15 protein-coding genes and 1 tRNA gene are annotated in these 20,070 nt (G+C 53.4%); 8 read left to right on the plus strand and 8 right to left on the minus strand.

All coding sequences use genetic code 11. The annotated features are described in order from the left end of the window. Positions 1-318: 318 nt before the first annotated feature. The 6 genes from CSTAT_RS08020 to CSTAT_RS08045 all read left to right on the plus strand — a co-directional run bounded on the left by CSTAT_RS08020 (position 319) and on the right by CSTAT_RS08045 (position 6,991). Positions 319-1,989, plus strand: coding sequence for an L-lactate permease (locus CSTAT_RS08020; RefSeq protein WP_075723044.1), 1,671 nt, complete (start codon positions 319-321; stop codon positions 1,987-1,989). A 195-nt stretch (positions 1,990-2,184) separates the two neighbouring features. Further along, on the plus strand, positions 2,185-2,970 hold the full coding sequence (locus CSTAT_RS08025) for a (Fe-S)-binding protein (protein ID WP_066794773.1): 786 nt from the start codon (positions 2,185-2,187) through the stop codon (positions 2,968-2,970). Beyond that, positions 2,970-4,502 (plus strand): lactate utilization protein B, encoded by a 1,533-nt coding sequence (locus CSTAT_RS08030; protein ID WP_066794775.1) that lies wholly within the window; start codon positions 2,970-2,972, stop codon positions 4,500-4,502. Before CSTAT_RS08025 ends, CSTAT_RS08030 begins: the two co-directional genes overlap by 1 nt. Positions 4,503-4,504: 2 nt before the next feature. Further along, the gene (locus CSTAT_RS08035; protein ID WP_075723045.1) at positions 4,505-5,134 is read left to right on the plus strand and encodes a LutC/YkgG family protein; all 630 of its coding nucleotides are present in this window, start codon (positions 4,505-4,507) and stop codon (positions 5,132-5,134) included. Between the two features lie 184 nt (positions 5,135-5,318). Next, complete coding sequence (locus CSTAT_RS08040) at positions 5,319-6,836, plus strand: alpha/beta hydrolase (protein WP_075723862.1); 1,518 nt, start codon at positions 5,319-5,321, stop codon at positions 6,834-6,836. Positions 6,837-6,917: 81 nt separating this feature from the next. Then, positions 6,918-6,991: transfer RNA gene (locus CSTAT_RS08045), tRNA-Arg, on the plus strand. A gap of 191 nt (positions 6,992-7,182) precedes the next feature. Here CSTAT_RS08045 and CSTAT_RS13600 read toward each other — a convergent pair. The 8 genes from CSTAT_RS13600 to CSTAT_RS08080 all read right to left on the minus strand — a co-directional run bounded on the left by CSTAT_RS13600 (position 7,183) and on the right by CSTAT_RS08080 (position 17,031). Continuing rightward, complete coding sequence (locus CSTAT_RS13600) at positions 7,183-7,350, minus strand: hypothetical protein (RefSeq protein ID WP_168970021.1); 168 nt, start codon at positions 7,348-7,350, stop codon at positions 7,183-7,185. A 114-nt stretch (positions 7,351-7,464) separates the two neighbouring features. Beyond that, on the minus strand, positions 7,465-7,779 hold the full coding sequence (locus tag CSTAT_RS08050) for a molecular chaperone GrpE (RefSeq protein WP_066837238.1): 315 nt from the start codon (positions 7,777-7,779) through the stop codon (positions 7,465-7,467). A 72-nt stretch (positions 7,780-7,851) separates the two neighbouring features. Further along, positions 7,852-8,076, minus strand: a complete 225-nt coding sequence (locus tag CSTAT_RS08055) for a PspC domain-containing protein (protein WP_066794781.1) — start codon at positions 8,074-8,076, stop codon at positions 7,852-7,854. 165 nt (positions 8,077-8,241) lie between these two features. Then, entirely contained in the window at positions 8,242-8,718 is a 477-nt protein-coding gene (locus tag CSTAT_RS08060; RefSeq protein WP_066837244.1) for a MarR family winged helix-turn-helix transcriptional regulator, read from the minus strand. Positions 8,719-8,873: 155 nt separating this feature from the next. Beyond that, positions 8,874-11,543 (minus strand): AAA family ATPase, encoded by a 2,670-nt coding sequence (locus CSTAT_RS08065; RefSeq protein WP_075723046.1) that lies wholly within the window; start codon positions 11,541-11,543, stop codon positions 8,874-8,876. A gap of 2 nt (positions 11,544-11,545) precedes the next feature. After that, the gene (locus CSTAT_RS08070) at positions 11,546-12,709 is read right to left on the minus strand and encodes a metallophosphoesterase family protein (RefSeq protein ID WP_075723047.1); all 1,164 of its coding nucleotides are present in this window, start codon (positions 12,707-12,709) and stop codon (positions 11,546-11,548) included. 47 nt (positions 12,710-12,756) lie between these two features. Then, positions 12,757-13,563 (minus strand): SWIM zinc finger family protein, encoded by an 807-nt coding sequence (locus CSTAT_RS08075; RefSeq protein ID WP_156845154.1) that lies wholly within the window; start codon positions 13,561-13,563, stop codon positions 12,757-12,759. A 357-nt stretch (positions 13,564-13,920) separates the two neighbouring features. Next, positions 13,921-17,031, minus strand: a complete 3,111-nt coding sequence (locus CSTAT_RS08080) for a DEAD/DEAH box helicase (RefSeq protein ID WP_075723049.1) — start codon at positions 17,029-17,031, stop codon at positions 13,921-13,923. Positions 17,032-17,431: 400 nt separating this feature from the next. Between CSTAT_RS08080 and putP the strand changes: the two genes are divergently transcribed. Both putP and CSTAT_RS13815 read left to right on the plus strand, forming a co-directional pair. Then, a complete protein-coding gene (gene putP / locus CSTAT_RS08085; RefSeq protein WP_066794796.1) occupies positions 17,432-18,988 on the plus strand; it encodes a sodium/proline symporter PutP in 1,557 nt (518 codons plus the stop codon). 557 nt (positions 18,989-19,545) lie between these two features. Beyond that, positions 19,546-20,034 carry an HNH endonuclease family protein gene (locus CSTAT_RS13815; RefSeq protein ID WP_244892808.1) on the plus strand — a complete coding sequence of 163 codons (489 nt, stop codon included), beginning with the start codon at positions 19,546-19,548 and terminating at the stop codon, positions 20,032-20,034. Positions 20,035-20,070: the final 36 nt, after the last annotated feature.

A 20,070-nucleotide genomic window follows, 5' to 3' on the forward strand; every position in this document is an offset into this window, starting at 1 on the left:
ACCGTAGTTTATCGCACCGCCCGCCGGACTACTCAAGTAAGTTCCCCGAAGACCCGCGCACGGGATTTAACCAATTGGTCCCAATGTCGGCACCGGTGCTGGTTTAGGGGAAAATACCAGGGGTAATGCACTCCTTATTGGGGTAGGAAAAGATAACAATGTGTTAAACGCGGGGACGCTTCGGCAGCGTGTGAATATGCCGCGAAGGGAAAAGGGAATCTTTGCTTCAAAATCTAAATATTGCCCCTGCAAAAGCGATAAAGTGTAGGCGATCACATGTGATTATGGCTTTCGTCCTCCTGACTTAAGGAAAACACAATGGAGAGATTCGCAATCGATACCGCTGCCATCGGTGGCAGCCTAGGTCTAACTGCTTTGGTATCAACCCTTCCCCTTTTAACCTTTTTCGTGATGCTTTTGGGTGTTAAAGCCCGCGCGCACACCTCTGGTGCAGTAGCGCTTTTAGCATCCATTCTCGTTGCACTGTTCGGCATGGGCATGCCGATCGATCTGGCACTTTCATCCGCTGGCCGCGGTGCACTCTTTGGCTTCCTGCCAATTGTGTTCGTGATTGTCATGGCGATTTGGTTCTATGAAATCACCGTCGCCTCAGGACGCTTCGAAGATCTCCGCCGCACTTTCGACATTCTCGGTGAAGGCGATATCCGTATCCAAACCATTTTGATTGCTTTCTGTTTCGGTGGTCTGCTGGAAGCTTTGGCAGGGTTCGGTGCTCCGGTCGCGATTACCGCGACCATGATTTTGGTCCTTGGCGTACCGCCGCTGCGTGCGGCAACTGCCGTGCTGGTTGCAAATACTGCACCTGTTGCCTTCGGTGCGGTTGCAATTCCGATTACTACCGCGGGTGAAGTCGGTGGGCGAACTGTCGAGCAGACAGAAAATATCGCTGCCATCGTCGGACACCAAGCACCGTTTCTGGCGTTTATCGTGCCATTTATCATTCTGTTCATCCTGGACGGGATGCGTGGCGTGAAAGAAGCTGCCCCTGCGGCCTTTGTCATCGGTTTGTCTTTCGCTATCGCACAATGGGCGGCATCGAACTTCTTTGCATACCAGCTCACTGACGTTGTTGCGTGTATCGTCTCGCTCGGCGCAGCATTCCTGTTTCTGCGTGTGTGGAACCCCAAGGGTGTTCCCGAACTGCGTGAGCGCATGAATGTTGGCCCGCATGAAGCCGATGCTGACCTTCCAGGTCGCCGCATCTGGATGGCGCTGATGCCTTATGCCGTTGTGACGATTATCTTCGGTCTGGCCAACTTAGGTTCCTGGCTGCCGGGGCTGTTGGCAAAGGCCACGGTCGCGTTCGACTGGCCGCTGCTTACCGGCACGCTGGCAGATACCGATGGAGAAGTAATGGGTACTCGCTACTCCATTGCTCTTATCAGTAACCCTGGTTCCCTGCTCCTCATCGCTGGCTTGGTGGTTGCCATCATCTACAGCATCTTCAATGACGATGGCGCTTATCCGCTCAAGGCGAAGCAAGTCTGGGGTGCTTTTACCGATACCGCATACCGCATGCGATGGGCAGCATTGACCATCGTATTGGTGCTGGCTTTGGCCTATGTCATGAACTACTCCGGCCAAACCGTCGCCATGGGTGAATACCTCGCTGCACTAGGTGGCGTCTTCGCTATCCTGTCACCGCTGCTGGGCTGGATCGGCACCGCGGTAACGGGTTCTGATACTTCTGCCAACGCACTCTTTTCCAAGCTGCAGGTCACAGCCGCTAATAACATCGGCATCAACCCCGACCTGCTGCTTGCGGCAAACACCGTTGGTGGTGTCACCGGCAAGATGATTTCTCCACAGTCATTGGCCATTGCCGCCACGGCAGTAGAGATGGAAGGCGAAGAGTCGAAGATCTTCAAGTCGGTTGTCGGCTACTCCATTTTCTTCCTCATCCTTTTGTGCGTCTTGGTCTTCCTTCAGTCCAACGTCCTAAGCTTTATGGCGCCGGTGGTCGGATAGACAGAAAGAATTCCGCAACACTAGCCTTGCGGAATAAGCGCAGGCCAGAGCGAGTTTACTTTCGATTAAACTCGCCCATTGTGCCGGAAATGCGAGTAGCATGAAAAGCACAATCCTTCGAAACAAACTCGTTTTATCGCACGTACGCGGGACCCCATGCCGCGCGCACAAGTGAGGGACTAAAGGAGCAACACATTGCGTATCGCACTTTTCTCAACGTGTATCGGAGACTCCTTGTTTCCGGATGCACACAAAGCAACCGCGGTTATCCTCGCGCGTTTAGGACACGAAGTTGTCTTCCCCGAGGAACAAACCTGTTGCGGGCAGATGCACATCAATACTGGCTATCAAAAAGAAGCCCTGGGCATGATTCGCACGTATAACGATGCCTTTGCGGATCCATCCATTGACTATGTCGTCGCTGCCTCTGGTTCATGCGTCGGTGCAGTACGCGAGCAGCACGTTCGCCTCGCGGATCGCTTTGGTTCAGCTGCGGATGTCGACGGTTCCAAGAAGGCTTCACACAAGACTTTGGACTTGCCGGAATTTCTTGTCGATATCGCAGGGGTTACCAACGTGGGCGCCTTCTTTCCACACAAGGTCACCTACCATCCTTCTTGCCATGGTCTGCGCTTTTTAAAATTAGCTGACAAGCCATATCAACTTCTCCGTGAAGTGGAGGGCATCGACCTCGTTGAACTTGCCAATTCCGAAGAATGCTGTGGGTTCGGCGGTACCTTTGCTATTAAAAACGCTGAGACCTCGCAGGCTATGGTCTCGGATAAAGTCCGCCACGTGAAAGAAACCGGTGCTGAATATGTCACCGGTGGTGACTCTTCCTGCTTGATGAATATCGGAGGCTCACTGTCACGCCAGCAAGCCGGCGTCCGCGCTATCCACATGTCAGAAATCCTCGCGTCCACTAAACAACACCCGTGGACGCCTAATTCTGCTATTTACTCGAGGGAGAAGATGCTCTAATGGCTACATTTCTAGACACCACTCCACCCCGCGCACCAGAAGGTTACGGCAACCTCCGCGGCAAGAAAAGCTTCGTACCGGCAGCCCATGAGGGCCTAAACAACGCTACGCAGCGGCGCAACCTTCTGCATGCAACGACAACCATTCGCAACAAGCGCCAGCATGCGGTTGATGAGATTGACGATTGGCAAGATCTGCGCGATGCCGGCTCAGGCATCAAAGAAGATGTTGCAGCGCGTTTGCCTGAGCTCTTGGAGCAATTTGAACACGCCGTCACCGCGCGTGGCGGCATTGTGCACTGGGCGCGCGATGCCAAAGAAGCCAATGAAATCATTGCTGATTTGATTCGCGAGACCGGTGAAACGGATGTCGTCAAAGTGAAGTCTATGGCTACGCAAGAAATCGCATTGAATGAACATCTGGAAGAGATCGGCATTCATGCTCGCGAAACCGACTTAGCAGAGCTTATTGTGCAACTGGGTGATGATATGCCTTCGCACATCTTGGTTCCTGCCATTCACCGAAATCGCGCGGAGATTCGGGATATCTTTATCAACAAGATGCCTCATACCGACGAGACCCTGTCGTCGAACCCGCCAGAGCTGGCAGAAGCCGCGCGGTTGTTCTTGCGCGAGGAGTTCATGAAGGCCAAGGTTGCTATCTCGGGCGCCAACTTTGGTATTGCTGAGACCGGCAATGTCTCGGTCATCGAGTCAGAAGGCAACGGGCGCATGTGCTTAACGATGCCAGAAACGTTGATTACGCTGATGGGCATAGAAAAGCTTTTGCCGACTTTCCAAGACTTGGAAGTTTTTCTGCAACTGCTACCGCGTTCTTCCACCGCCGAGCGGATGAACCCTTATACCTCGATTTGGTCAGGTGTTACGGAAGGCGATGGCCCGCAGAATTTCCACATTGTGCTGTTGGATAATGGCCGTACCGCGGCGCTGTCGAGTGAGATTGGCTCCCAGGCGCTAAAGTGCATTCGTTGTTCTGCTTGTCTCAATGTTTGCCCCGTTTATGAACGCGCGGGGGGCCACGCATATGGTTCGGTCTACCCAGGCCCCATCGGTATTTCGCTAACCCCGCAATTGACGGGCATGAAAGACCATAACGATCCATCAGCAAGCTTGCCTTATGCCTGCTCTTTGTGTGGCCGCTGTGATGAAGTCTGCCCAGTGAAGATCCCACTGTCCGATGTCATCTTGGAAAACCGCTACCAGAAGGTCACCCATGCGACCCCGCCTGTGGAATCGAAGCTTTTCAAGGTAGTAGAGCAAGCCTGGAAGCATCCTTTCTTGTGGAATCAAATCACGCGTATGGTCTTTGCAGGGCGCATTTTGGGTGGCTTTAATGGGGTTATTGAATCCCTGCCGCTGTTTATGAGCGGCTGGTCTGAAGGCCGCAATACTGCAATTCCGCCGAAGAAGTCTTTCCGTCAATGGTTTGAAACCGATGATGCGCAAGCCTTGTTAGAGACCGCACGCGCAGAGGGTATTCCCCGCAACAACCTCGCCAAGGAAGGAAAATAGCCATGGCTTCTGCCAAGACTGAGATTCTGGCCCGCATTCGTTCGGCGCAGAAATCCGCGAAGCTTCCGGAGTTTGTCAACCCTCCGCGCAACTACCTCGTCAGCGGCACCACCGACCCAGAAGAGCTGCGTGAAGTGCTCATCGACCGACTTGAGGACTACAAGGCGGACGTTCACCTCTGTGAGGAATCAGAGCTAGCAGCGACGATTCTTGGGATTTTGGATGAGCGATCCTGTCGCACCATCCGTTACGCTCCCGGCATGGATTCCCAACTCTTTGCTGATTTTTCCGGCGAAGCAGCTGCCGATCATGAATCTGTTGATCCGCGTGAGCTCGACGTCATTGACGCTGTGGTTACTGAATCGACGGTGTCTTGTGCCCAAACCGGCACCATTGTTCTGGAATCTGGACCAACCGATGGCCGCCGTGCGCTTACTTTGGTGCCGGACCGCCATATCTGCATCGTTCGCAGCGAAGATATTGTCTACGGCGTTCCAGAGATGGTCAGCCGGATTAATCCGGAGCGTCCAGCGACCTTGGTTTCTGGTCCTTCGGCAACCTCCGATATTGAGCTCTCGCGTGTCGAGGGCGTTCACGGTCCCCGGGATTTGATCGTGGTCATCGTAAAGTAATGCGCTTTTAGCGTGGGTCTTCCTCCACAGCAACCTTAAAAAATCCCGACACGGCAATCAGGTTGCTGCTAGGCTTTGCAACGGAAATATTTATACGTTGTTAAGCGAGACTTAAAAGTATTGAGGAGACCTTTTCGTGAAAGCCCCACGCTTAGTTATCGCAGCCGCTACCGCGGCGGTCGCGATGCTCGCGCCGCCTGTTGCGGCCCAAGCCCAAGACTCATCCCCTGCTATTACATGGGAAGAATGTCCTGCACAGGTCAACCTCGATAACGCCGAATGTGGCCGCATCGACGTGCCTACCTATTACTCGAATCCGTCTGCTGGAAATATCAGCGTCGGATTCGTTCGTGTCAAGGCACTTGACCAATCCGCTAAGCGTGGAATTCTCTTCGGCAATCCTGGCGGCCCAGGCGGCGACGCCTACCTCTATGCTGCTAACGATCAAGCATTTGCGTGGCCGGAAGAAATCCGCCAAGAGTGGGACTTCGTCGGCGTGCAACCTCGCGGTTTGCCTGGCTCAACGCCGGTAGAATGTACCGCGCCTGGCGGAAATATGTTTGACGCCATGGTGAATATGGGTGCTTATATCCGCAATTCTTGCGAGAAGTCTACCCCTGGCTACACCAATTCTTTGACTACTGAGAACACCGCCCGTGACTGGGAAATGGTACGCCAAGCTCTCGGCGAAGAAAAGCTCTCTGTCATGGGTCTAAGCTACGGAACCTTCTTGGGCTCGACGTACGCTACCTTGTACCCAGAGCACACTGACCGCGTGGTCTTGGACTCCGCGATGAAGCCATCGGCTGCGTGGAATGGCATCCTGGCTTCCCAAGAAGCTGGCTACCACAATGCCCTGCATGACTTCTTTGGCTGGGTCGCAGAAAATAACGCCACCTACAAGATGGGCACTACCCCACTGGCAGTCTATGAGCGCTGGTCACGCGTTGTTGCCCGCGAAGCTGGCGTGCGCCCAACCGCCCTGCCGCCTAAAGCCAAAATTGGTGACTTACCTCCAGGGCTTGAATTCGCAGGCCAGCCAGGCGCAGACATCATGACTGCCACCGGACCGCTGCGCGTGCAGGCAGAGAACCTCCGCGATTCTGCTCTAAACCCGGGGGCTAACCAAACCTTCTCCGTGACCTTGAGCTTAACTCGCGGTCTGATTCCAATGGCTACCGAATGGGATGCTCTGGCAAAGCACATCAACGGCACCGAGCGTCTTGATGAAACTGCAGCTGAGCTTTCCACTGAAGAACTTCAGCAACAGCAGGCGCAATTGCTGCAAGGCCAGTCTTTCCAGAACCTGGTTATCTGTAATGAGAACACCGTGCCCGCCGACTACGCTGCGCTGCCAGCTTATGTGTGGTCGAACTACGTCGTTGGCGATGTCTTCACTGCCCCACCTGCAATCTTCGCCTCGGGTGCGGCCTGCAACGGCCGCGGGCCAATCACCAAGAACCCAACCTTGAACGGCTCCGGTCTGGAAGTTCGCCCGCTGCAGATTAACGCCACCGGCGACCCACAGACGCCATACCGCTACCACGGTGAGATGGCACGTCAGATGAACTCCCACGTGGTTACCGTGCACGGTCCTGGCCACGGCCACGTTGCTGCCGGCAACGAAGTTGTCGATGACATTGTCGTCGACTACCTGCGCACCGGTACCACTTCTGTGAACTCAGCGCCGGGCCTGCACTAGTTAATAGAGGGTCGGTTTCCAAAGCATGAAGCCAATAGGCTAGAATTACACCGTTGCTTGATTTCAGGCAATGGTGTCTTTGTCTCCGTAGCTCAGCGGATTAGAGCATCGGTTTCCGGTACCGAAGGTCGCAGGTTCGATCCCTGTCGGGGACACAAAATTTCTTAAGCTAACTACTTTCTGTTTCAGAAGGTAGTTAGCTCTTCTATTCTCTACAGAGCCCATGCGCGAGCTACAATCTGTCCCCGAGGACGACGCGCCACGACGCACCAAACCGAAAACACCGAGGATCCAAAAATCCCAGTGCATATGCACTGGGATAATAAGAAAATGCGCTGAAAGCGTATTAGTAGGAAGTCTCGAGCCACCACATGCCGTAGAGCAAACCGAAGATACCCACGGTCATTGCCACTACTGCTGGAACCCATGCGAGAACTTCACGGACAATACCGTCCTGGGCATCACGAGCCTTTGCTTCTTCCACATCGGTATCGTGACGTGTAATTTCAGACATTCTTAATCCTCCGACTCACCTGAGCGCTATTTAACTTCAACCATCATAACAGGTCTGGGCTTAAATCTAACTTTTATAATCGATACTCCCCCATTAACGTGTAGCCCGAATTACCTAATCGGATTCAGTCACTCGCACGGAGGCATCATCTGACTCCAAAGCATCTACAAATGCATCTCGGTCACTAAACATCGCTTCGATGTTATCTTCTTCGCCGGCAATCCACAGTCCAGTGGTTTCATCGAAAGTCAACGCGGATTCTGGGTGCGCATCAAGAATCGATTCCATCGCCGCTTCTTGTTCGGGCGTAGGTTCAGCGTTTTCAAAAGATTCAGGGTCGCCGATAATTTTCGACTGCTTCGGAAAAGCAACAATGGAGTACTTTTCATATTGCTTTTCTGGGCGTTCAAATAGCTCTTGGCTCATCATAGGTGCGATTCTACCTTGCACCCTTTACAAACTTCGGGTTGAGGTAAACGCTAAGACCCTATTTAACCGGACTTACTTAGCCGGAGGAATTACTACCCACAAGACCAAGTACAGCAGCAGCTGTGGACCTGGCAGGAAGAAAGACAGCAAGAAGAGAACGCGGACCAAGGTGGCGTCGATGTTGTACGTTTCCGCCACACCGCCGAGGACACCGCCGACGTACTTATTGGTTGCCGAGCGGTGCAGACCGCGACGGTAGGCTGGCTGTTCGGAGTACTGGTTGTATTGGTTCGACATCGAAGTTCCCTTCTCCTGATGGGGTATGTGTTTTTCTCTACACCCATCATTAAACGCATTCGGCGCAGTAAATACATCAGGGATCTACCCTGAGATTCCACCGATATTTCCTGAACCCTTACCCCGAGATTATAAGCGGTTAGCGCCGCCGTTAAAGCTAGGGCTTTAGCATTCTCCGTAGCCAGGGACGTTATTTACGTCTACGATGCCTTGCAGGAAGCGACGCAAAGATGGAATATCTTCTGGTTTTAGATGGTCAAAGACCAATCGACGTACTGATTCCACGTGATCAGGCGCGGAAGCTTCCAGGCGTCGTGCGCCCTCATCGGTTAATTTCACCATGACACCTCGGGCGTCACCTTCGCTTTTGCACTTAGTGACCAAGCCGCGACGCTCCATGCGGGTGACCTGGTGGGAAGTCCTCGAGCGGTCCCACTCTAGATAGTTGCATAGCTCGCGCAGGCGCATTTGGGTGTCTTGCGCATCCGATAACGTCGCCAACACTGCAAACTCTGGCATCGAAAGCTCTCCGCCGGCTTGCAGGGTGTTTTCCATACCTCGATCTAGCTTTCGAGTCGCGGCCAGGATTAACTGCCAAAGCTCTTGCTCGTCGTCTTCTAACCACCGCGGCTGTTCATTCATAGGAAATAACTTACCTTAATCTAATCGAAAGGTTGATAGGTATGACTATTTGAAGCCCCAACGCACCTTGTCCAACGTGGCCGCACATAAGCGGTTTAACAGGAGCTTGCGGAACTGGTGCGGAATTAATAGGGACTGCTTTCAGACCTAATACTTTATCCTATGGGTGTAGAAGCCTTAAGTTGGTCGATATCTAACAAGGTGCTATTCGGAACGCGGTCATAGCGCGAAGGCTCACAGGTAAAGACAATGACCTGCGATTGTTTGGCTACTTCTGCAAACAAGGTAGCCATCAGCTGGATGCGATGGGCATCCGTACTGCCCAATGCATCATCGACTACCACCGGTGCGCCTTGCTCACCGTCTTTGGACAATAGTTGTGCGATGGCGAAGCGCGTCAGAATGGCCATTTGTTCTTTCGCCCCGCCGGAGAGTTCTTGCAGCCCGACGGTCACCCCATCCAGGGTGCGCTTTTCGACGACTAGGTCATCATTGAGATGGAATTGCACCTGCCCGTTGAAAACACGGCCAGCCAGTTGACCCAGCTGTTGTGCAAAAGGCGCAGCGTAGCGCTCACGTGCTTGGCGTTGATGACGAAGCAACACTTCTCGCAAATGCTTGACAGCCTGGGCACGGTGTTCCACCGACTGCAAAATATTGCGCGCAAGCTCTTCTGCGGCTTCCGCCTTTTCAACGCGTTCTGCCACACCAGTTTGCATCTGGATATGCCCACTCAAAGACTTTTGGGCATCCTGTGCGTCACGTAGTTGCGCTTCTAGATTCTGAAGCTTTGCTTGCGCACCTTCTGCCAAGCTCTTTGCGAGCTCCGGGTTAGCTGCATCTAATGCTTCGCGCGCAGTCTGTACTTCACCACTGCGTTGTTCTAACTGTGCTTCGGCTTTCTGGAACTGATCCTCGAGGGCTGCATCAGATAATTCTTCGGCAATCTTCTTCGCCTCATTGTCCAGTCGCTCATGTTGTTTAAGCGCCTGTTCGGCTTCAGTCTGTACCTTAATTAACGCCAAACGGGCTGGTTGTTCCTCCCACGGTTGCAACGTTGCTCGGGCAGAAGAAAGATCACGGTCTGCCTTTTCTTCAGCCTCAACCGCAAGATCAATCTCCGCCTGTGCTTTGTCGATGGCATCGGCATCAGGAACCTCTGCATCTTGAGATTCGCTGGTCTCTCCTAACGCTGCCACACGCACCCGCAGCTGCTCTAGCGCTTCACCATCGAGCAGTCTTTCAATTTCTACTTCTAGCTGCTGGCGTTGGGAAAGCAGGTCTTTATATCGATCCCGCTGTTCGCGAAGCTCGTCAGTATTCTCACAACCGAACTTTTCGAGTTCGCTACGCAGTTGCTCCGTGAGCTTATCGATCTTGCTATCTAGCTCCTGACCGGAGCTAGAACCTGCACCAGGTTCATAGACCGCGGTGACCTCACCGATTTGCAGCGTTAGGCCTTCGGTTAATTCAACGCTGCGACCGGCGCCAGAGACTTCCAACTCGTCGTCATTGACGACAATGTGTTGTGGGCTTTGCGCGCTCAAAACCAACTTGGCAACAGACGCTTCACGCAGTCGGCGTTCAAGTTCAAGGTCTTGTTCTAGTTTTTCAATCTTTTTTACATCAGCGTCAGAAACAGCTAGCCCAAATTTTTCCAGGTCAGTACTGATCCCCGTGAGTTTTTCGGCGTGCTCTTCCACAGTCGCAGACTTCAAGCGCAGCTGATGCACCTTCAATTGTTGCTGGAGGTCATCTAGCTTGGCACGAGAGGCTTTAGTCCGCTCCCGTGCTTGATCGTAGTGTTGCTGCGCATTATCGCGTGCCTCAGAAAGCTTTGTGACTTCCTGCTTTTCGGCCTCTGCTTTCTGCTTCGCTAATTCGACGCTGGCGTTGGTTTCCTCCACATTTTTCAATGCGGCTGCTAGACCCTCACGAATCTTCTGGCGCTCTTCGAGCTTTATGCGCGCCTGGTCCAAACTTGCGCGCGCGAGTTTTTCTTCGGTCACGCGCGCATCGACAGCCTGCTGCAAGCCTTCAATCGCCTTGATCTCTTGCTGGTGTTCTTCTACTTCTTTTCGCGCAGCAGGTAGGTTTTCTTCAGCCTCGCGTTCTTTATGCTGCGCTTGTTCGTAACGCTCCACGAATTCCGCCAAAGCCTTAAGTGCTTGCGTTGCCTCGTGCAGTTCTTGTTCAGCCTCAGCGTGCTCAGTGCGCGCTGCGCGTAGCTCTTTCGCTTCCGCACCCGTCTTTAAGGAAAAATAGCGCTCATAAGTGCTATCTACTTGCTTCATCAATTCGGTTGCGGCTTCGGCGTCTTCACCGTGAGCGGATTCTTCGCCGGTTTGATTACTCAATACACCCGCAACGCTGGAGATACCCGCTGCCTTAATGCCTTCATGCAGGTCATCTTGGTTCAAAAACATCGCATCAAAGAGATTACGATCCAGATGTCGGTTCAAAATCTCATTGAGCTGAGTCTCTGCCTCTTCCCCCTTATAGGTCTCGTGCCCTGGAGACAGCACTTCTAAAAGCGCGGAGGCTTGCCGCAGCCACTGCTTAGACAATTTCAAGTGGTAAGGCCCAACGCTAAATTCCATTGCCGCTTCTGGGCTGACATCAGCGTTGACGGTTTGCAATGATTTAACGCCGGCGGCTTTACTGCTGAATTTATAATTGAATAAAGCCTCGATGGCTTTCAAGATTGTGGTCTTGCCGGCCTCATTGCGCCCGTGAATAACCGTGACACCAGTGTCTGAGATTTCTTCAATCTTCAGCTGCTCAATCCCGCGGAAGTTCTTCAGCTCGATGAAATGAATTCGCATTTTTAAGAAGCATCCTTTCGAGTCAAACGGAAAAGTAGGTTCGCTGCGTCGCGGGAGACAGATTTCGGGTCGCTTTGGATATTTTCCATCAGCTCATTAAGTGCGCTGGCCGCAAAGCCCGTTAAAGACAGGCTTGCCAGCTCGTCGTCTTCTGGAGCCAGGTGCAAGTCCATCACGCGCTGGCGAGGTTTGAGGGAGGCAAACACTGGCTCTAGTTGTGCAATCGCAGAGTCTAACTTCGTCTGCGCCGCCAAGTTGATGGTTCCACGCAGGCCGTATTTGATTACGGTGCGGTGTTTATCGGGATAATTCTGAAGCTGTTGGACAAAGCGCTCGACATCTTCTTCACTGTTGATATCCATGGAAATGGATTCAAAGACCCACTGCCCAATTGCTTCCTTGACCACGCTTACCTCAACATCGGAAGCTGAGTTCTTTTCGATGGTTACAACTAAAGCGTTTCCGGAGTCGGACTCACCACCGCCGTCTGGCAGGTGTTTGAAATCAGTTGTTTCCGGAGAGCCTGAAAACCACACCGACCCGGTACTCCCCAGCTCCATGGTGGAATGGGTATCACCTAAAGCTAGGTAGTCGATGACGCCATTATTGATATTGTCTTCGACGTTTTTGAGATCAATAGCATCCAGCTTTTCCGCATCACCCCACCCGTGGATTTGTCCATGGCCTATAGCTACGCGGATATTTTCTGTCGATTCTAAAGGCGCGAGCATATCGGCGACTAGGTCATAAGCTGCAGTACGCGCTTTAAACGGTGCCCCCACAATTTCCACGCCTTCGCGCAGTACGAAAGGTTCCGTGTCGGAGATGACGTGAACGTCTGGCGCAGTTTCCTTGTTTAGCGCAGTGAAAAATACCGAGTCAGCAATGAGTGGATCATGGTTTCCTGGCAGCAGAAAAACGGGCACGGGAAGGTTTTCTAATGCCTCCCGTGCGCGCCCAGTGACTTGGCTGGATAAAGAGTTACGTTCAAAAACGTCTCCGGCAACGACGATAAATTCTGCACCACTACTAATCGCCAACTCACCTAGGCGCTTGATAGATTCCAGCCTCGCATCATCAAAGCGTGCTTGTGCTTCACCAGTTAAAAACCAGCGCTGCATTCCAAGTTGGAAATCTGAAGTATGAATAAACGTCGTTTTCGTCATGTCACTGTTCTAGCATGCCGCCCAGACATAGCGCGTGAGCAGCAGCTTTAGTTATTCTTCTCGGTTAGGAAATGGTAGAGGTCTTCCACATCGCTCACGGCACGCAGCAAGTCCACATTGGTGTGGGACACCGCACGCATCGCTTTGCGTAATAGCTCGGGATCGGAGTCATCGATAGCCGGTGCAACTTTCGGCTCCGGCATATCGGGCAAGCTGCGGCCATTCCAAAATAGTTCATTGCTAACGGCACGAGCTTTGCTCGCGGCTGTCGATGATCCCTCGGCCTTATTGGAGCCATCGGCACTGCCATCAGATGTCGATGGCCCTGGCATTTGAGTCGTGTCTTCATCGCCTAAGTCATCGCTAAGCTCTGCAGCGGACTCCCGCGCTACTTTCTGCGCGGACTCCATCACCATGGTTTCTAGTGCGTGAATATTTAGCCCGCGCAGGGCAAATAGCTGCAGCGGATCGGCATCGATACGCGCGGCAAGACGGTCCGCCACTGCGACCACGTGCTTACACACGTGCCCATAATCTGGGCAATCGCAGCTCATTTTCACATCATCAGCCGAGGGAGCAAGCAAGATATCCAGCACTTCCGGCGCCACATCACCACGGATTGCGCGACGAATGGAGTTAGCACTGCGGGCAAGCATGCCCGTGACTTTCTCAATATCATCCTTGTCGCGATATGGAAGTTGAATAAGCACGGAGAAAGGTTGATTCTGTGAGCCAGCCACTTGGCCATGGACCGCGCCCACTCGCAAATCCAAGTCAACAACATGCCCGGCGCGCGCATACTTCCGCCCGCGTGCCAACCGGCCCGAGTCGGTTGTGGTGGTCACAAATTTCATGACGCGCTCAGCAGCCGGGTTAAAAATGCTATCGCGCGGCTTATCCGATGTAATGCGCTTAGACCAGCGAGTTTGCTGACGGTTGTGATACTCAACCGCAGTCTTTTCAATAGCCTCGCGGAAGCTTTCAGGACTAAATTCTGGGTCTGGGTCCTGTGACTCAGGCTGCGCGGGGCGTGCGAACTTCGACGGATGGGCATCGTCACGCAGCGTTTCTTCTTCCGTGTCTACCCTGCGGCGCTTGCCAAAGTTGACGTAGGTGACGTTATCGTCTTCCCCGCGGCCTGGTACACCTTTGGCGCGCTCTTTCGGCCCCTTGCGCTTGCCTTTGTTAGGAGTATCTCGAGGTGACATGGTTTAACTCTCCCTCTCTCGATAACTCATCAACTGTGCTAACTGTTCTGGGGCCAATTCCGTGATCCAGCCTTCGCCTTCACCGACGACAGCGCCAGCTAATTGGGTCTTGCCATCCAAAATATCCTGGATAGATTCTTCTAGCGTACCGGCTGTAATCATCTTATACACCTGCACATTTTTGCTCTGGCCGATACGGAATGCGCGGTCCGTTGCTTGGTTTTCTACCGCGGGGTTCCACCAGCGGTCCATGTGCACCACGACATTGGCGGCAGTGAGGTTCAAACCTGTACCGCCGGCTTTGAGCGATAAGATCATCGCTGGTGGGCCATCGGCAGCTTGAAATTCCGTGACCATATCGTCGCGGCGATTTTTGGAAACTCCACCGTGCAAAAATGGAATCTTCGAGCCCAATTGCGCTGAAAGATAAGGCTGCAAAATATCGCCAAAGGCCTTGTACTGGGTAAAAATCAGCACGCGCTCATCATGGGTGACGGCAGAGTCCAAAATCTCCATGAGCTTTTCCACCTTGCCCGAGCGATGCTTGCCCTTCGAGGTCACCGAAGAACCATCGCCTAAGTAATGAGCCGGGTGGTTACAAATCTGCTTGATGCGGGTAAGCGAAGCAAGCACGAGCCCACGAAGTGCCATTCCTTTCGGCGCAGTCTCCATCCGCAACTGGATATCATCCACCAAGGCCTTATATAACGCTGCCTGTTCAGAAGTCATCGTGACCGTGAGGATTTCTTCGGTCTTTTCTGGCAAGTCGTCGATAATCGCCGTATCGGTCTTGAGTCTGCGCAAAATAAAGGGCGCGGTGAGTTTGCGCAGGCGCTCCGCCATGTCTTCGTCCTGGTATTTCTCAATGGCAGAAGCAAAGTGGTTGCGGAAGAATGTCGCTGAACCAAGCACCCCGGGGTTACAGAAATCCAAGATGGAACGCATTTCAGACAAGCGGTTTTCCACCGGCGTACCGGTCAGCGCAATGCGGTGTCGGGAGGCTAGGCTTCTCACGGCTTTCGATGAGCGTGTCGATGCATTCTTAATCGCCTGCGCCTCATCCAGCACCACGCGATCCCATTCCACCATGCCGAGAACTTTAAAGTCCCGGCTAATCGTGCCATAGCTTGTTACCACCAGGTCATGTTTTTCCGCTTGCTCAATAAGCTCGCGGTCTTTCGCACGGTTCGCACCATGGTGAACCATGACCTTTAAATCAGGTACGAATCTATGCGCTTCGCGCGCCCAGTTCCCCACCACCGACGTTGGCGCGACAACCAGAGTCGGACCTTTGGCCTCACCACGAGCTCTTTCTACCGCGAGCAACGCTAGAAGCTGCAACGTTTTACCCAAGCCCATGTCATCGGCAAGCACTGCTCCGACGTTATTTTTCGACATCCAGTACAGCCAGTCCACGCCGCGGCGTTGATATTCACGCAGCTCAGCATGCACAGTATCCGGGATATCCACCCGCGTCGGAGCAGGCGTTTCCATTCCCCCGAGCATCGAGGAATGCCACTGCGAGCCAGTAAACTCAATGGGTTCTTGAGCCATGGCTTCCAAAGCCAGCTCACGCAGCTCCGCCATGGTGGCCACTCCAAAATCGGCGTCGTCTTCTTCCAACGCGCTATTGAATTCTTCAAGCTTGCGCTCAACCTCGGCGACCTTGTCCTGCCAGCCTGGTTCTTCCAACATGCGCATGCGTTCTGCTTCGCGTGCCAGCGCATCTAGCTCCTTGCGCATCCGAGTCTTCGAATTCGCAGCGAGCTGCTCCATATATTCGGTGATTTTGCCCAGCGCCGTGCGGTCAGCCATCACCCACTCGCCGCGCAGGCGAATCAGCCCGGTCTTAGAATTAACCAGCTGCTGCATCTCCTCCTCGGACAGCTCCATGTCACCGACGGAAAGCTTCCAGTCATACTCGACCAGCTGATCCATGCCGAGCTTCTTTTGCAGCGGGGAATCCCCACTGATTTCCTTAGTCACCAATTTGGCCGAGGCAGCCATCTGCGTCCATGCCTTCGGCAACATGACCGTGTATCCAGCGGCCTTCAGCGCCGCTGCGTCCTCGCTGACAAATTCCACCAAAGCCGTGGTGTCGAGATAGACATCCCAATCACCCGCGCCCTCATCAAAATACGCCGGAGTGCGTGAACTACTCGGGTCTAGCCTTGGGCTAATGCTAATCGCGCGGCGGCGGGACTCTTTGATCTTTTCCATGCTGCTGCGGTCGATGCGGCCTTCTTTAACTGGCCGCGGTGAATCCGCACCAGACCGCACACACACGCGCACAGGCCAAAGCGCGCTTTCCGATGACTTAGGCGCCGACGGAGAATCGTCTACTTCCGTCTCTGTTTCAAAAGGTTCTTCAACGATAAAGACCATGCCCAAATCGACGGCATTAATAGAGTCTTTCCATTCATTTAACCCACGCAATAGCTGCGCCCTGCCACGCGCAATAGGTGTGGTCTGCAACAAAGCTTTGGCAAACTCATGCCACGGATAAGGCCTGGGCGCCTGCATCAAATCGGCCAACTGTGTATAAACAATCCAGTGGGTTAGATCATCTGCAAGATCCTCCGACAACGAACGGTTATTAATAGTCAGTATCCCCGGCGCCGCAGCAACCAACTCTGCTAACCATCCGCGCTCGCCCAAGCCGTTGGCCAGTTGCCACATGGGGTACCATTCACCGGCTTGATAGCTCAATCGAATGGTCACACGTCCCGCCCGCGCAAAGCGGTTGAGCCCCCTATAAGCACGGATAATCCACAGCAGGTCCGGCGCAATCGCTGCGCGTTGTTCCGCCGGTACTACCCCACGCTGTTCTTCATCGTCCAGGTACGCCAATTGTGAAAGTGCGAGGACTGCATCGGCAGGCCCAAAGCGTGCCATTGGAGCCATCAGCTCAACATTTTTACCTTTAGGCGTTCGCAGATAAACCCGAGAGCGGGTGCGAAATGATTTCTTCTCCAGCAGCTTGTCGACGGCCTCCGGAAAAGTCCCCTCCGGCACCGCCTGGGGGGTGACAATCCTGTGCCCATCCACCTGTTCAATCCACAAACTCAAGCCTGAAACGGGCAGCCAAAGTCCGTGAATAAGGTAAGAAGCCATAAGCGCCAGTATAGAGCAGTTGGTAGTTTTACTCAGCCTTGGATTCTTAACGCATATCTTTTCGGCGACATTATCCCCGGTAAGAACGCTTTCTCAGATCCACTGTGATTAACTTGTGCCACAAGTCACTTTCAGCCACTTGGATTGACGAGGGCTACTTTTATTCGCATTACACAGTCAATCGTTACACTTCCGTTATAACCGCAGTAAGTTGCAAGGTTATGGCAAAACCTAGCTTGGTTTTTTCTGTGTATTGCCAAGAGAAAAGTTGGGCGCAACACTTTTGCTCGTTAAGGTAACCCTGTTCCGTGAACCGCGCTGTACGGTGACCTGCGGATTTGATCAAATTTTTGAATTACTGGCTTAACCAACACATTTCGACAGGTCTAAGGAGACCATTATGAGTCAATCAACGTGGTACGTGATTGCCATTGTCATTTATCTGGCAGTCATGCTTGCCATCGGCTTTTGGAGCTACAAGAAAACCGATAAGTATGACGACTACGTCCTAGGTGGACGTGGCTTGCACCCATTCGTCGCAGCTATGTCGGCGGGCGCATCAGATATGTCCGGCTGGCTGCTCATGGGTCTGCCTGGTGCACTGTTCCTCACCGGTATGTCTGAATTGTGGATTGCCATTGGCCTGACTGTAGGTGCTTGGGCGAACTGGAAGTGGGTTGCGCCGCGACTGCGCTCCTACTCGGAAATTGCCGGCAACTCGATTACGGTTCCATCCTTCTTTGAGAACCGCCTTCGCGATAACTCCCGTGCACTACGCGTTATCGCCGCAATCATCATTATTTTCTTCTTCACCTTCTATGTCTCCTCCGGCATGGTGGCAGGCGGCCGCTACTTTGAGTCCACGTTCAATGGTGACTACTTGACCGGCTTGCTCATTGTCTCCGCTGTCACCGTCATCTACACCTTAGTAGGCGGCTTCTTGGCAGTGTCCTACACCGACGTTGTTCAGGGCTTGATGATGTTCACTGCCCTGCTCATCGTTCCAATCATGGCGCTGGTTTCTTTGGATAACCCATCAGAAATCTTCTCCTTCGCCGCTGAGAATCCTTATGGCACCACCGGAATTGAGAACCCGAACTACTTCAACATGATCGCCGGTGTTTCGGCTGCAGCCATCATCGGTAACGCTGCATGGGGCTTGGGCTACTTTGGCCAGCCACACATCATCGTCCGCTTCATGGCGATGCGTAAGGCTTCCGATGCCAAGGCCGGCCGCGCATACGGCATCTCCTGGATGTTCCTCTCCGTCACAGGTGCGGTATTTACCGCCATCATCGGTACGGTCTTCTTTACCCAGAACGACTACTCCATCACTGACCAAGAGTCCTTCGAAACCATCTTCTTGGACATGGCTCAGGTTATGTTCCACCCACTTGTTGCTGGCCTGGTTCTGACCGCTGTTCTGGCAGCAATCATGTCCACCATGTCTTCTCAGCTGCTGATCGTTTCCTCCTCCCTCATTGAGGACCTGTGGAAGATGGTCACCAACAAGGAGCTCGGCGAGAAGACTCTGATCAGCCTGTCCCGTGGCGCAGTTCTTGTCATCGCCGTTATCGGTGGTGTCCTTGCGATTAACCCATCCGACTCCATCCTGGGTCTGGTTGGCTTCGCTTGGGCAGGCTTCGGCTCCGCCTTCGGCCCACTGGTTCTGTTGGCTCTGTACTGGAAGCGTCTCAACTCCAAGGGTGCTATCGCCGGTATGGTCACCGGTGCTGTGGTTTCCATGGTCTGGGGCATGGTCCCAGCGACTTCCTCCCTGATCTACGAAATCGTTCCAGGCTTCATTGCCCACGTCATCGTTGCAGTTATTGTCACCCTGATGACCAAGGAACCTGCAGCTGAGGTCCAAGAAGAATTCGATCGCGCAGCCAAGCTTGCACACATGGCTGCTGAAGACGAAGACCTCGACTTCGAAGAAGCAGCCGACAAGGTCTAACCTCAAGTCTTCTGCTTTACTTCAAGCCTTCCCTCGCGCCTGATGGTGCGGCGGAGGGCTTCGTTTCTTCTGACGCCTTTATTCCGGCTTGTTTCCTGAAAAATCCCCACCATATCCCCTTCGCGCTCACCACAATTATGCGCCTGCCAAGAAGCCTCCTTTCGTTGAGCGCGAAGGGTACGCCGGGGTTTTCCGGCCCCGTACGGAACTTCGCGTGGGGCCTAGCAGTCTAAATTGTCATGGGAAATCCTAGGAGAAGTCCGCATGCCCCAACATCCATTCCTAACTCCCAGCCCTATCGCGTCACCGTCTTTACCACGCCCACCAGCCGTGCCCGAAAAATCTCCACCTCAGACACACCCAGCACCTTTGAAGACGCAGCTGCACTCGCCCGCAAAGCAGCATTTGTCGCTCTTTTGAGAAATATATTCCTTATTATCTTGTCCATCACAACGCTGCTCTTCGCGTTGTCTATGTTCCTCCCCCGCCTTCACCCTTTTAGTCAGGAAGGACTTCCCCAACTCAGACACTCACTGCAACAGGTAGAAGCCATCGACATGCGGCACAAAGTTTTAGGCTATGACCGCTCTGAATTCGGAAATGACTGGGCTGTCCCGCTCGGAAGCACATGCAATACCCGCCAGCACGTCATCTTTAGTCAGTCGGCGGCTGCCACCGACTGTGCATCGGAAAGCGCTGAGCTATTCGACCCCTACAGCCAAACCCACATCCCGACCTCAGACATTGAGGTTGACCACATCTTTCCGCTCTCTGCAGCATGGGACCACGGAGCTTATGCCTGGGACGATGAAACCCGAAAGAACTTCGCCAACGATCCACTTAATTTGGTCGCAACTTCTCGCTCGCTGAATCAGTCGAAGTCTGACAGCTTGCCCGACGAATGGCTCCCGCCCCACCCTGCTGCCAGGTGTTGGTATTCCGAACGGCTCGCTGCGATAGCTGCTGCATATTCTCTATCACTATCGGAAGCATCACTGAGCACCATGAAAAGGCAATGCCAGTTGGGCATTCCAATCCCGTGGTGACTAGGCTGTTTTACTGAGCGCGGCCGAAATGGGCGG

This window comes from Corynebacterium stationis, assembly GCF_001941345.1.
GTDB classification, from domain to species: domain Bacteria; phylum Actinomycetota; class Actinomycetes; order Mycobacteriales; family Mycobacteriaceae; genus Corynebacterium; species Corynebacterium stationis.